Here is a 14,289-nt window from a genome sequence, read left to right as displayed (position 1 = left end):
TGTTGTAATGTAGTTGTTATCGCTGCTGTAAGTGTTGTCTTACCATGGTCTACGTGACCAATTGTACCGATGTTTACATGCGGCTTATTTCTCTCGAATTTAGCTTTTGCCATTTTTCTAATCCTCCGTTATTATTTTAAATTAATCGCCGAAACCAACTCCATTGGTTTCCGTTATAAGTATGTTGGAGCTACTGACGGGATTTGAACCCGTGACTTCTACCTTACCAAGGTAGTACTCTACCTCCTGAGTTACAGCAGCCAATTCATTATATTAGTCCAAAGGCCTATGATGTCTCATATTTTACTATGTTTTATAGTATAATGTCAATACATTGTAAGAACATTGTTTGTGTAGAATTCACCTTACTAAATAATGTTCCAATTTACGTTTAGTTCTCTGAATTGCATTGTCAATAGCTTTTGGACTTTTCCCTGTAATCTCTGCAATTTCAATATAAGTTTTGCCGTGTAAATATTCGTTCCAAACTCTAAGCTCTAAATCACTGAAAATATCAGAACCTTTTCCCTCGATGTAATCAAGGTCTTCTTTTAAAAGATACAATGCCTCGGGATCGGAATTGCTGTCCGATGAAAGGGTTTCTGCCAAAGTCTTAACTGAATCACTGTCAACTATGGGTTTATTCAGTGACACAGACATATTTAACGGAGAATGTTTTAGACGAGTAGCTCTCTTTATTGCCGTAATTATTTGTCTGTTAATACAAATTTCGGCAAATGTTTTAAAAGATGTTTGTTTAGTTATATTGAAACTCTTAATTGCCCTGAAGATTCCAATCATTCCTTCCTGAACAATATCCTCATTATCAGCTCCCACCATAAAATAAGCATGGGCTTTACTTCTTACAACATCTTTATATTTTCTTATTAGATATTCCTCTGCTTCTTCATTTCCCTGCCGAGCCATTAAAACTATATCTTCGTCAGATATATCCTTATATTTCTCATCCAAACTCATCCCTAGCTACTCCTCCCCTATTTAATCACTACTGTTCATGTCCCTTTGTCTTTTTAATTCATACATTAAAACCGCAGCTGCATTAGATGCATTAAGTGAGTTAATATGTCCCTCCATGGGAATAGATAAAATAAAATCGCATTTTTCTCTAACCAATCTGCTGACACCTTTTCCTTCTCCACCCACTACAAGAGCAAAACTCCCCTTAAGATTTGAATCATAATAAGTATCTCCCCCAAGATCACATGCAGCAATCCATACTCCCACTTTTTTTAGCTTTTCTATTACCTGTACAATATTAGATACCCTTGCAACGGGAACATATTCTATTGCACCTGCAGAAGCTTTTGCAACAGTTTCAGTAATGCCTACAGCTCTGCGTTTTGGAATTATAACTCCATGTGCTCCTGCTCCGTCTGCACTTCGTATTATAGCTCCTAAATTATGAGGATCTTCAATTCCATCAAGTATAATTATGAAAGGATCTTCGCCTCGTTTTTCCGCAAGCTTTAAAATTTCATCAACATCCCAATATTCATATTCTGAAACATAGGCTATTACACCTTGATGTACATTTCCATCTGCCAATCGGTCTAATGTAGATTTATCTGCATATTGTATAGGAAGCTTTTTATCTTTTGCTTTTCCAATAATTTTTTTAATCGACCCTTCTCCATCTTTTAATACTATTAATCTGTCTATTTCTCTCTCGCTTTTAAGGGCTTCCATTACCGGATTTCTTCCAATTATAATATTTGCCAAGTTATTTTCTCCTATATTCTACAAATTTATATTTGATTTCATTTTCACTCTGAAGTTCACTTTCCCAATATTTATAAAAATTTTTATTTTCATCTAAATTTTCAATATATCTGTCAGCAGGAAAGCTTTCATCTATTTTTGTTACATAATAAGTATCACAATAAGGTAAAAACTGCTCATATACCTTAGCCCCACCTATTATAAAAATGTCTTCATCATCATATTTATTAAGCTTATTCTTCAATATTTCAATTGAACCACAAACAACACAATCAGCATCAAACTTTTTATCTTCTGTAAGAACTATATTGGTTCTCCCTTTTAATGGTTTTTTACCAGGTAAAGATTCAAAGGTTTTCCTACCCATTATAACAACTTTTCCAAGTGTTCTTTCTTTAAAATATTTTAAATCTCCTGATAAGTGTGCTAAGAGTTCCCCATTTTTTCCAATTCCCCAATTTTTATCAACTGCAACTATTGCCTTCATATTATCCCTTCCTACATTTTATATAATACCTAATAATTAAAATCATTATATAGCTACTGGAATTGCTTTAATCTGATTCCCCGACTTATAATCTTCTATTAAAATATCCTCTGTAGTAAAATCATAGAAATTTTTTATATCCGGATTTAGTACAACTTTTGGCGCTTTATATTGAGGTCTACTAATAAGCTCTTCTATTAAAGGAATGTGTCTATCATAAATATGTGCATCCGAAACCACATGTACAAGCTCTCCCACATTAAGATTGCTTACTTGTGCAAACATATGAACTAATATGGCATATTGAACTACATTCCAATTATTAGCTACTAATATGTCCTGAGAACGTTGATTTAATATGGCATTTAATTTATTACCTGTTACATTAAAAGTCATACTGTATGCACAAGGCTCAAGACCCATTTCATTTAAATCAGAGAAATTATATATATTAGTCATAATACGCCTTGAATATGGTGTATTTTTTAACTGCCATAAAACGTTATCCACTTGATCCATCCTACCCTGCGCAAAATCGTATTTTACTCCAAGCTGATAACCATAAGCTTTACCTATTGTTCCCTCATCATCTGCCCATGAATCCCAAATATGTGTTTTTAAATCTTTTACTTGATTGGACTTTTTCTGCCAAATCCATAATAGTTCATCAACTGCTGATTTTATAGGAGTTGGCCTTAATGTCAATGCAGGAAATTCTTCTTCTAAATTATATCTATTAATTACTCCAAACTTTTTTATAGTATGAGCAGGAGATCCATCTTCCCATCTAGCTCTTACTACTTGTCCATTTGAAGAATAACCATTTTTTAATATATCTTCGCACATGCATACAAATATCTTATCTGCTTTACTCATATTATTCTCTCCTATTTCATTTTTATGTTACCTTTGGTGCTGTAACCGAAAAGTGTTTTATAGGTATTACCCAAAGAAAGTAGCCTCTAACTCTTGCATTATATCTATCATTTAAAACAACGTTAACCTTTTCCTTTGTATTTGGATCAGTATAATTCAATTTTGTTTTTTCATTTTCAGCTGCAACATATATATCATAAATTCTATAATTAATTATTCCTATTTTTTCCATGCTCCCATTGTATTTTTCAGAAATTGAATATTCTACAAAGTCTTTAAATTGTTCCTCTTTTGGCGTAAGGTTTCTTACTTCATCTAAAAAACAAGATTTTACAATAAGAATCAAAATCAGAATAACAATAACTAAAATCATTGATTTCTCTCTGTTTGATAAGGCTCCTTTATAACCTTCTCTTTTGCTTTCTTCTTTAGCTATCTGTCTATTAGTTTTAAAATAATCACCAATAATATCACGAAATTTATTTCTCGTTTGTTTCTCCGTCATACTTTCCTCCATCAATCATAAGAAAAGATTTCTGAACTATATCTTCTAATCGCTTTACATCATTAGATAAATATAAATATCCAATTAAGGCTTCAAAAGCTGTTGCCAATTTATAAATTATAGGATCTGCATTTTTTGGCTTGGAAGTAATTTTCTTATTTCTGGCTCTTTTTACCAAATTTTGTTCATTTGGAGTCAGTTCATCAAATAAAAGCTTTAGTGCCTTGGCCTGCCCTTCTGCTTTTACATATTTAACAGACAATCTATGCAATTTATTCGCATGAACTTGTCCTGATTCTATTACAAACTTTCTGACATAAACTTCATAAACCGCATCTCCCATATATGCCAAAACGGTTGTATTTATATATTGTAAATTTTGCATAATATTAACGTCCTTATAAAAGTTTCTTAAAAAAGCACTAGGAGTTTAATATCCCAGTGCTTATATTTGTTATTTTTGCCCAACTTTAACCATACCTATAAGTTTTGCACCCTGACTCATAGATAATTCATTTGTCGTGAGAGATCCTTCTATTAATGAGTTTTCAGACATTTTAATATCCTTAACAGCTAATACATTTCCTTTTATTGCACCATCTATGTTAAGGCTTTGAGCTGCAACATCACCTCGCAGTACTACATCTTTGCCAATATTAGCTTCTCCTGTGGCAGAAACGTTACCAAGAACATTACAGCTATTCAGATCAAGATTATCTCCCTCCAAATCTCCTGATATTTTTCCGGTTACTTTAACATCTCCCACAGCACTTATATTTCCATCAATTTCACCTTCAACTTTTACATGTCCTTTTGTTTTTATAATACCCATTATGAAGGTATCTTCTGTAATAACAGAAATCTCTTGCAAAGGCTGAGATGTTTTTACAGGAGGCTTTAATACGGGAGTATGTCTAGCTTCAAAAGAGTCTTCTTTTTTTGCTGTATTAAAATTAAATTCAGAAGTAAATTCATTATTGATATTAGGTTTAACTTGTGATTTAAGATCTTGTTCTACTTGAGGTTTAATTTCTACCTGCGGCTGGGATTTAATCTCTGACTTTATTTGAGCTTCACTTTCAACCTTAATTTCAGATTTAATCTCAGGCTTTACAAAAGTTTCCGATTCAGCCTTAACTTCTTGTTTAATTTCAGGCTTCATTTGAGCTTTATTTTCATCTTGAGTTTCAATATTTACTTGAGGTTTATTCTCAGTATTTGCTTGAGATTTGCCCTCAATATTTTCTTGAAGTTTGCTTTCTGTATTTTCTTGAAGTTTACTTTCTGTATTTTCTTGAAGTTTACTTTCTGTATTTACTTGTGGTTTACTCTCAGTATTTGCTTGAAATTTATTCTCAATATTTACTTGAGGTTTATTTTCAACCTTAACTTCAGGTTTAACCTCTGTATTTATTTTAGTTTCAGCCTTAACTTCAGGCTTATTTTCCGTTTTATTCTGAGTTCCCATATTCTTTTCTTGAAGTTTTTCTTTTAATCTGGCTTTGAGTTTTTCCTGAATATCTGTTCCCGAAATCGCAGTTTCTTGTTTTGATTGTTCTACATTTGCTGCTGTCGGTTCAGATGTTTTTGTTTCTGTATTCACAGGCTGCGACATAAGTTCTAAAAATTTTTCTTTAAAATTTTCTTTATTATTCATAACTGCAATCCTCTCTCTTAACTTAGTTATGCCTCAAACTTAATATTAAAAATCCCGTCATCTTTACGTTCATCAGAAATAATGGACACTTTTCCGTTTAATGCAGCGCCTTGGCTCATTGAAATAAATCGAGAACTAGCATCTCCATCCACTATAGCATCTTTATTTAATTCTATCATTTCTTTAATATATAAATTACCTTTTAGCTTACCATTTATTTTAATATTACTTGCTTGAATATCTCCCACAACTACTGAATTTGTATCAAGGGTAATATTTCCTGAAGCAATTATATTTCCTTGAACAGCACAACCTTTAAGAGTAATATTCTGTGCTTGAATGTTTCCTAAAATTTTACCTTCAATATTCATGTTTCCACTTGTAAGAATAGGTCCTTTTATGGTCCCTAGAATTTCTATATCGCCTTTTGATTTTACTTCTCCTGTTACAATCATACTGGCAGAAATAATGGTAGCTGAACTTATTTTCTTAGAATAATCCGGTATTTCTTCACGCTCGAAAGTCACATTTCGTTTATCTAAATCCATCTCTTTTTTTTCATTATTATCATAAGGTTTAGTAATAAAATCCTGCTCTGTTTCATAGTCATCCAATGGTTCTTTATATTGAAACGAATCTTCTTCCGCAATATTCATACCGGTTAATTCTTTCATTGCTTTGAAAAAATTTTCTTTTGCTGCCATTATAGTTTCCTCCTCTTATTCACTGTAATTAAATGCAATTGGTTTTACATTTCTTGTTAATTTATCAAATTTATAACCTTTAGATTTTAAAGAATCAATTAAAGCCGGTAGTATTTCTACTGTATCTCCTTTATTTTGACTATCATGCAACAGCATTATAATCTTATCTTTTCCTCCCGAAGAATTTACGGCATTGGTTAAAATAGAATTAGCTGTGGCAGAATTTGAGGCATCTGCACCTGTTGCATTCCAATCATAATAAGTAAATCCTCGTCTTGTCATTTCAGCAACAATTTCATAATTAATACTTTCATTATATATATTTATACTTCCACCAGGAAATCTAAAAATCTCAGGCTTCACATTTGTAGTTTCATAAATCAAATTATAAATTTTATTAAAATCTTCTAAATATGCTTCAACAGATGCGTATATTTCCTTATACTTATGAGAATATGTATGTATGCCTATAGTATGTCCCTCATCTACTATTTTTCTCATTAATTGTTTTTCTTCATAACCTTCTTTTCCTATAACAAAAAAAGTTGCTTTTATATTTTTTTCTTTTAAAATATCTAACACTTCTTCCGTTCTCTCTGATGGACCATCATCAAAGGTTAAATACACAGTATTACTGGAATCGACCCAATGCCTAACAGCATTTACATAAAGATTCGGAAATTTTGTTTGATAATCTATGGGCTCACAAGTTTGAATAAAAAATTTTGCTTTTTGTTCTAATTGTGTATTTCTGATTTCTAAAGCATTTACTTGGTTTTTATAATTTTTATTTATTTTTATCATAAACGCCGCAGTAATTGATAAAAATATGATAATAATTAAGACTACTGCTACAATAAGATGTTTAAAAAAACGTACGCTTCCAAAGTACATTGAGAGTCCTCCCCTAAGTTAGAATCTATCACTGTTATTTAATAAATTTTTTAAATATCCTGACTCAAATTTTGTCTTTTGTTTTTTATCTTTCTCTATTATATTATCAACAAACTTAATCTCTGCATCAAAACTGCTTTCAGTGATATTCACTATGGCATAAGACCCTGCACGCCCTCCCTTAGGTAATGAGAGACTCCCCGGATTTAATAAAAAAACACTTTCTGTCTGATTAAAATAAGGAATATGAGTATGTCCATAAAATGCCGCTTTGCAGCCCATTTCCAAGCTTTTATATAAAATTGTCTGTGGACTGAATTTAACATTTTCCATATGACCATGTGCTAAATATATATTACCATATGGCGTTTTTAAAATCTTGCCTCCGTTCATAGAATAGTCTCCGTCCATATTGCCTTTTACACTTATAATATCAGCACCTAGAATATTTTCCAGAAGCTTAGCATCTGATGCTAAGTCTCCCAGATGAATAATCATATCTATATTTTTTAATTCTTTATATATTTTAACCGCGCTCTCAATTTTACCATGAGTATCACTAATTACTAATAATCTCAAAGCTTAATCACCCTAGGTCCATTTCCGGTATCTTCAATTGCTAACCCTCTGGATTTTAAAAGGTCTCTGATCTCATCAGCTCTGGCAAAATTCTTTGCCTTCCTTGCTTCCTGTCTCTCCTGAACAAGTGCTAAAATTTCATCATCCATATGATCATCTTTATCCTTATCTTGTAAAAGTCCTAAAACTCCTGTTAGTTCAGACAGTAAAGATAAACATTGTTGTGCAAATTCTTTACTTGCTCCATTTTGTGTCATTGTATTAATGTCTTTTATTAATTCAAATACTACACTGATACCATCTGCAGTATTTAAATCTTCATCCATTGCAGCTATAAACTTTTTTCTGTAATCTTTTAATTGTACTAAGTGTTCCTTTTCAGATTCATTCATAGTACCTACACTGTTATCAATAAGATGTATAAGATTATTCTTTGCATTATGCATTCTTCCAAGTCCATTCTTTGCTTGTTCCATTAATTCCCTGCTGAAATTAATCGGACTTCTGTAATGACCTGACAATAAAAAGAATCTCATTACCTCACCATCATAATCTTTTAATATATCTCTTACTGTAAAAAAGTTTCCTTTTGATTTAGACATTTTTTCATTATCTATTGTAATATAACCATTATGCATCCAATATTTTGCAAAAGGTTTTCCCGAAGCTGCTTCACTTTGTGCGATTTCATTTTCATGATGAGGGAAAGTTAAATCTTGTCCTCCTGCATGTATATCTATAGTTTCTCCTAAATATTTTTTAGACATGGCAGAACATTCAATATGCCAACCGGGACGACCTTTTCCCCAAGGGCAATCCCATGCAATCTCATCATCAGATTTCTGAGCCTTCCATAATGCAAAATCAAGAGGATCATGTTTTTTTTCTCCAACTTCAATTCTAGCTCCTGATTCTAAATCTTCAATATTCTGTTTTGATAACTTACCATATCCATTAAACTTCCTTGTACTGTAATACACATCTCCGTCTATTTCGTAAGCATATCCTTTATCTATAAGCTGCTTTACAAAATCAATTATTTCATCCATATTTTCTGTTACTTTAGGATGTACACTTGCTTTATCAACATTAAGTGCTTGTGCATCTTTATAATATTCCTCTATATACTTTTCACTTATTTTACTTGCTGAAACACCTTCTTCTCTTGCTTTATTTATAATCTTATCATCTACGTCTGTAAAGTTCTGAACAAATTTTACATTTTTACCTGTATATTCTAAATATTTTCTAAGTGTATCAAAGACAACAAAAGGTCTGGCATTTCCAATATGAAAATAATTGTACACTGTAGGGCCGCAAACATATATTTTAATTTCTTTATCGTCTATAGGTACAAATTCTTCTTTCTTTCTAGTTAAAGTATTATATATTTTCATCCTTTTATCCTTTCATTTTATATTATATCTAAAGAATTTACATTATTTATTTTCCGATTCTCTAAGCTTATTTTCCAAGCTGACAATACGTCTTCTCAAACATTCCAATTCAACTGCAATGGGATCTGGTAAATTTATTTGATCCATCTCAGGGAGAGGTTCACTACCTCTTCTGACTACTTTGCCAGGAATACCAACTACTGTACAATTCTCAGGCACTTCTTTTAATACGACAGAACCTGCTCCGATTTTGGAATCATCACCAACTTTAAAAGGACCTAGTACTTTTGCACCACTGCTTACAATAACTCGGTTTCCTATTGTTGGATGTCTCTTTCCTATATCTTTTCCCGTTCCACCTAATGTTACAGCTTGATATATAGTAACGTCATCGCCAACCTCCGCTGTTTCGCCTATTACAACTGCCATTCCATGGTCAATAAAACATCTTCTGCCTATTTTAGCACCAGGGTGGATTTCAATTCCCGTAAAGAATCTTGTTGTTTGAGAAATTAATCTTGCTAAAAGTTTTATATTATGAGTATATAGCCAATGTGCGGGTTTGTGCCATATTAATGCCCATATTCCAGGATAGCAAATTAATACTTCAAATCTATTTCTTGCCGCTGGGTCTCTGTTTAATACGGCTCTTATATCTTCATTTATATCTTTAAAAAAAGACATTTGTTCCTCCTTATTTTTATTTATAATAGTTTATACCCATTATAATATAAAATAACAGGGCAGGTTGTTACCTGCCCTAAATTATACAATATTTTTGTATTTTAATCAAAAGTTTTTATTACTAAATATAGTTCCACGGGTTTTGAGGCACATTGTTTAATCTAACTTCAAAATGCAAATGATATCCTGTTGCATTTCCTGTTGCTCCTACTGTAGCAATCTGTTGCCCTTTAGCTACTGTTTGACCTACAGACACGAGTAAAGTATTGCAATGTGCATAATAAGTTTGAAGACCTCCGCCATGACTTATTTTAACTATATTACCATAACTTCCGGAATAACCGGAAAAAATTACTGTTCCTGCCTCTGCAGCATAAATAGGAGTACCACATGGATTTCTAAAATCAATACCAAGATGTCTGACTCCACCTCTATTTACTCCAAATCCTGATGATACTTGAAGTTTAGACATAGGCGCTCCCAAAACGCCGGAACAGCTTCCTGAATATCCTACTATAGCTTTAGTTCCTTTCAATGCTACTGCATTTTTGGGTTCTTCTATTACTTTAGATTCTACTTCCTGATTGGATACCTCTATCCCATTTTCTTTTACGATTTCTGTCTTTATTTCTTTCTTTCCCTTTTGACCCTCTGTTTTAATTTTAACTTGACCTGCATACATCGAACTTGTATTTTCATATGTTGTCTCATAATCAATATCTTCTGTAGTTGCAACGATTTCTTTCATAACAACCGTAACATAAGGCTTTGCTACAACTAAATTCAATTCCGTACCAATTTTTAATTTTGATAAATCACATCCCGGATTTGCATCAAGAAGCTCATCAAGACTCATACCATATTTAATTGCAAGATCCCAGTAAGTATCTCCATCTTTAACTACATAAGGTTTTTTTGATTTTGTTCCGGTCATCAAATAGGAGATTGCTTCATCCTTGTCCATAATTGAATCAATCTTAACAGCACCTTGAGTTACAGTAACATTTTCTTTAAAGTTAGCCTCTACAATCTCAGAGCCTTCCGTTTGGTATTTCTTTTTAACATCATCTAAAACGGTGTCTGCAACTTCCTTTGTTTTTGTAGCTAAAACATTTTTATCATTTACACAAACGATCCATCCTTTAGCTTTTAATATATCTGACTTTAAAACAGCCTCTTTTACTTGCTTATCTTTAAGTAAAGTAACATCTTTACTATTATAATCTGTAGGTACACAAGCAAACATATCTTCATTCATAAGAAATTCAATTCCCTCGTTTTCTTTAGATAGTTGTGCCTTTACCTCGTCTATATCTTCCTGTACATTCTCTTTATCTTTTACATATCCTACTTTAACACCATCTATAGAAAGTTCATATACATCTGTTGCCATTGTCACCATTAATGTTGTGCTTATAATTGCTATGCCTATTACACTAACTCCGATACCCATTATTATTCTCTTACTTACTTTGTTATTTGCCAGCTTTGATTTTGCTTTTATCCAAACTTTAGATTTATTAATTGAGCTTATTAACAAATGCTCTTTTAATTTGTCTTTTAACTTCATATTTACAGTACCTTTCTGTTTTATCTTTTGCGTTTATTAATTACCATGAATATTTAATTAATACATAACACTATAAAATAACAATGCATGTCCATATTGTGTGAACATCTATATATCTACAAAATACCTTTATATGTCTATTCTATTTATTGCATTACTAATGTTACAATAATGTTACAAAAAAGTCAAGGCAAAGTACCATTCTTCACATATTTTTCACATATAAAATCCTCCAAATCCCTTAAATTCTAAGGTTTCTTATAATAAAATAAAATTATGGTAATGTTTGTAAATAACTATCTATCTACTTTATTTTGGTTTTTTCATACATAAAAAGAAGCTCCGTTACAGAGCTTCCCTTAAAATTCTCTATATTATTCTATTTCTTCGATTACAACTTTTTTCATAATTTGATCTTCTTTTGGCTTATCTCTCATATCCCTTTTGGCATTTACAATTTTATCTACAGCTTCCATTCCTGAAATTACTTTACCGAAAGAAGCATATTGTCCATCTAAATGTGATGATTTTGCTACCATTATAAAAAACTGCGATCCCGCTGAATTTGGATCCATAGTTCTAGCCATAGATAAAACACCTCTGTTGTGTTCTAAATTATTTTCAAATCCATTTGCAGAGAACTCTCCGTTTATGCTATATCCAGGTCCTCCTGTTCCTGTTCCTGTCGGATCACCGCCTTGAATCATAAAGCCAGGAATTACTCTGTGAAAAATAACCCCGTCATAAAATCCCGATTCAGCCAAGCTCACAAAATTTTCTACAGTTTTTGGTGCAATTTCAGGATAAAGTTCAGCTTTTATTACATCTCCATTTTCCATTTCAATCTTTGCTATTTTCATCTTAACTATCCTCCCATTTAATACTTTATTTAATCTTTTATTTTGAATACATTATTTTCAAAATATTTTGGTTCCAAAGCTTCCCAAAGCTCAGTTTTTAAATATTCGGGATAAACTATGGGAAGTTTACATAACTCTTTCCTAGTAAAAAATCTCAGCTCTTTTAAAACTTGATTATCTTCATCAAACTCCGGATCTGATCCAAGCTTCGCCATGCCACCGATAATTTCCGCAAGAAAGAAATTTACAAATCGTTGTCCACGTTCTTGCGATACTTCTTCTACATGCCAAAGCAATCTTTTTACTTTAATCTTTAGGCCTGTCTCTTCTTCAACTTCTCTTACCGCAGCTTGAAGCGCATTTTCTCCCTCTTCAATAGCTCCTCCTGGTACCATCCAGATATCTCTACCCTCATGGCGCTGCTTTACCATAAGAATTCTACCCATTTCATCAGGAACTATAACTCGTACTCCGCCAATCCACATAAATATACCTACCTTTTAAAAATTTTAATATCCTTTCAATATGTTCCAAGAGCTGTTTAATTTAAAACAAAAGCACCAATAATGCCTGCTAAAATAGTAATTTTAATAGGACTTATTTTAAATTTTCCAACTAGTATTATTGTACATATAAATATAATACAAGGCAATACATTTACATAAGATTCAATATTTATAATAAAATTTTTAGAAATAAGAGGTCCGTTTAAAAGTGATGTTTCAGAAATAAATACTACAGCAGATGCAATTAACCCTACAGTCGCTGGACGTATACCAAAAAAAACTGCTTGCAAACCTTTACTTTCTTTAAATTTTTCCATAAAATGCATTACTAATATAACTAACACAAATGACGGCAGGGCTACTCCAAAAGTAGAAACAAAAGCACCACCAAGACCTGCATAATTAAACCCCACATAGGTTGCTGCGTTTACTGCCACAGGTCCCGGAGTAACTTGCGATAACGCAACCAGCTTGGAAAATTCCGATGCTGTCATCACATTAAAATCTTTCACACTTTGAAATATAAGAGGTAGCATTGCATAACCTCCTCCAAAGCTAAATATTCCAATTCTGAAAAACATGAGAAATAAGTTTATAAATGCCATTATTTTGTTTCTCCTCTTTTTTTACGTCTATATTCTTCATATAAATACGTAATATATCCCATTACACCACCAAAAATTATGCCCCACAAGGCGGTAACATCCAATAATACAATAATTAAAAATGAAACTATTCCTATAAACCATGTAATCTTATTTTTCATTACCTGCTGTCCTAGTTTGTATGCTGCATATAAAATCAAACCTGTTGATGCTGCTTTAATTCCCTCAAAAGCTCCATTTACATATGGATTTTCATTTATTGCCCCTAAAAGCAGTATTATAACAATTATAATAATAAAAGAAGGCAGCATCACACCTATGGATGCTGCAAGAGACCCTTTTAAACCAGCCCTTTTTTTACCAATATACGTGGCCGTATTTATAGCTATTACTCCCGGTAAAGCTTGGCAAACCGCAAAGCAGTCTACTACTTCATCATCTGTAAGCCATTGTTTTTTTTCAACAACTAAATCTCTAATAAGAGGAAGCATTGCCATTCCACCGCCAAATGTAAATATCCCTAATTTAAAAAAAGTAGAAAATAAATCCCACATCAATTTCATAATTCTACACCTTGCTTACCTTTTTCAAATGAATGTCTTTTTTAATACAAATAAGCCTAATAATAAGAGTAATTCCAAAACAGGAATATAATGCAATAGTATTACCTAAATATAGGTAAATAAATATAAAGCATATGGCTCCAATTATTGAAGCTACAGCATAAATTTCTTTTTTAAAAACGAAGGGTATTTTTATTGCGAAAACATCACGCAGAATCCCTCCACCGGTCCCTGTAAGTAGGGATAACGTTACTACTACAAAAGGCATATCCAAATTATTTTTAACTGCAACCTCAGCTCCTATAGCTGTAAATGCTGCCAACCCCACTGCATCAAAAAACTGTATTATATTATTTAACTTATTAATTTTTTTATAAAATACAATTACAAATATTGCTGAAATTAAACTTAATATTACATATACAGGATTTTCTAAAGCGGTAGAAAGATCTTTATTTATCATCATATCTCTTACTATTCCGCCTCCCACTGCCGTAACAGCAGAAAAAAATGCAATACCATAATAATCTAAATTTTTTTCTATAGCTACAAGAGCACCCGTAACAGCAAAAGCTACCGTACCAATTAATTCTACTCCCGAAATAAAATACACTGGATTTAATCCTTCTTTCTATAAAAAATTTATAGGAGGAACGGTTTTA

The 14,289-nt window shown here is 32.1% G+C and carries 19 protein-coding genes and 1 tRNA gene; all 20 read right to left on the bottom strand.

All coding sequences use genetic code 11. From position 1 onward, the window contains the following. A partial coding sequence (locus tag K292_RS18305; protein WP_156900518.1) for a GTP-binding protein occupies positions 1-113 on the bottom strand: 113 nt, incomplete at its 3' end. A 72-nt stretch (positions 114-185) separates the two neighbouring features. Further along, positions 186-261: transfer RNA gene (locus tag K292_RS0110085), tRNA-Thr, on the bottom strand. 99 nt (positions 262-360) lie between these two features. Continuing rightward, positions 361-978 carry an RNA polymerase sporulation sigma factor SigH gene (sigH, locus tag K292_RS0110080; RefSeq protein ID WP_027399740.1) on the bottom strand — a complete coding sequence of 206 codons (618 nt, stop codon included), beginning with the start codon at positions 976-978 and terminating at the stop codon, positions 361-363. A 21-nt stretch (positions 979-999) separates the two neighbouring features. Beyond that, a complete protein-coding gene (rlmB, locus tag K292_RS0110075; protein WP_027399739.1) occupies positions 1,000-1,740 on the bottom strand; it encodes a 23S rRNA (guanosine(2251)-2'-O)-methyltransferase RlmB in 741 nt (246 codons plus the stop codon). A gap of 1 nt (position 1,741) precedes the next feature. Then, the gene (locus K292_RS0110070) at positions 1,742-2,227 is read right to left on the bottom strand and encodes a dihydrofolate reductase (protein ID WP_027399738.1); all 486 of its coding nucleotides are present in this window, start codon (positions 2,225-2,227) and stop codon (positions 1,742-1,744) included. 45 nt (positions 2,228-2,272) lie between these two features. Further along, positions 2,273-3,103: a thymidylate synthase gene (gene thyA, locus K292_RS0110065; RefSeq protein ID WP_027399737.1), complete on the bottom strand. Its 831-nt coding sequence runs from the start codon at positions 3,101-3,103 to the stop codon at positions 2,273-2,275. A 22-nt stretch (positions 3,104-3,125) separates the two neighbouring features. Next, positions 3,126-3,608 (bottom strand): hypothetical protein, encoded by a 483-nt coding sequence (locus K292_RS0110060; protein WP_027399736.1) that lies wholly within the window; start codon positions 3,606-3,608, stop codon positions 3,126-3,128. Then, entirely contained in the window at positions 3,583-3,993 is a 411-nt protein-coding gene (locus tag K292_RS0110055; RefSeq protein ID WP_027399735.1) for a Mini-ribonuclease 3, read from the bottom strand. The genes K292_RS0110060 and K292_RS0110055 overlap by 26 nt, the downstream gene beginning before the upstream one ends. Positions 3,994-4,062: 69 nt before the next feature. Further along, positions 4,063-5,265, bottom strand: coding sequence for a bactofilin family protein (locus K292_RS0110050; protein ID WP_027399734.1), 1,203 nt, complete (start codon positions 5,263-5,265; stop codon positions 4,063-4,065). Positions 5,266-5,291: 26 nt separating this feature from the next. Then, positions 5,292-5,969: a bactofilin family protein gene (locus K292_RS0110045; protein WP_027399733.1), complete on the bottom strand. Its 678-nt coding sequence runs from the start codon at positions 5,967-5,969 to the stop codon at positions 5,292-5,294. 15 nt (positions 5,970-5,984) lie between these two features. Next, entirely contained in the window at positions 5,985-6,863 is an 879-nt protein-coding gene (locus tag K292_RS0110040) for a polysaccharide deacetylase family protein (protein ID WP_027399732.1), read from the bottom strand. A gap of 18 nt (positions 6,864-6,881) precedes the next feature. Beyond that, on the bottom strand, positions 6,882-7,442 hold the full coding sequence (locus K292_RS16755) for a metallophosphoesterase family protein (protein ID WP_051280628.1): 561 nt from the start codon (positions 7,440-7,442) through the stop codon (positions 6,882-6,884). Then, positions 7,439-8,839, bottom strand: a complete 1,401-nt coding sequence (gene cysS / locus K292_RS0110030) for a cysteine--tRNA ligase (protein ID WP_027399731.1) — start codon at positions 8,837-8,839, stop codon at positions 7,439-7,441. Before cysS ends, K292_RS16755 begins: the two co-directional genes overlap by 4 nt. A gap of 42 nt (positions 8,840-8,881) precedes the next feature. Then, positions 8,882-9,523, bottom strand: coding sequence for a serine O-acetyltransferase (cysE, locus tag K292_RS0110025; protein WP_027399730.1), 642 nt, complete (start codon positions 9,521-9,523; stop codon positions 8,882-8,884). A 121-nt stretch (positions 9,524-9,644) separates the two neighbouring features. Further along, positions 9,645-11,093, bottom strand: coding sequence for a peptidoglycan DD-metalloendopeptidase family protein (locus K292_RS17895; protein ID WP_051280626.1), 1,449 nt, complete (start codon positions 11,091-11,093; stop codon positions 9,645-9,647). 374 nt (positions 11,094-11,467) lie between these two features. Beyond that, positions 11,468-11,953 (bottom strand): peptidylprolyl isomerase, encoded by a 486-nt coding sequence (locus tag K292_RS0110015; protein WP_037372988.1) that lies wholly within the window; start codon positions 11,951-11,953, stop codon positions 11,468-11,470. A gap of 29 nt (positions 11,954-11,982) precedes the next feature. Beyond that, complete coding sequence (locus tag K292_RS16745; RefSeq protein WP_051280624.1) at positions 11,983-12,438, bottom strand: NUDIX domain-containing protein; 456 nt, start codon at positions 12,436-12,438, stop codon at positions 11,983-11,985. Between the two features lie 56 nt (positions 12,439-12,494). Beyond that, on the bottom strand, positions 12,495-13,064 hold the full coding sequence (locus tag K292_RS0110005) for a chromate transporter (RefSeq protein WP_027399728.1): 570 nt from the start codon (positions 13,062-13,064) through the stop codon (positions 12,495-12,497). After that, positions 13,064-13,627, bottom strand: coding sequence for a chromate transporter (locus K292_RS0110000; RefSeq protein ID WP_051280622.1), 564 nt, complete (start codon positions 13,625-13,627; stop codon positions 13,064-13,066). Before K292_RS0110000 ends, K292_RS0110005 begins: the two co-directional genes overlap by 1 nt. Positions 13,628-13,631: 4 nt before the next feature. Beyond that, positions 13,632-14,240 (bottom strand): trimeric intracellular cation channel family protein, encoded by a 609-nt coding sequence (locus tag K292_RS0109995; protein ID WP_027399726.1) that lies wholly within the window; start codon positions 14,238-14,240, stop codon positions 13,632-13,634. Between the last annotated feature and the right edge of the window lie 49 nt (positions 14,241-14,289).

This window comes from Anaerovorax odorimutans DSM 5092, assembly GCF_000426305.1.
Taxonomy (GTDB): domain Bacteria; phylum Bacillota; class Clostridia; order Peptostreptococcales; family Anaerovoracaceae; genus Anaerovorax; species Anaerovorax odorimutans.
This window is presented reverse-complemented; position numbering and strand designations above follow the sequence as displayed.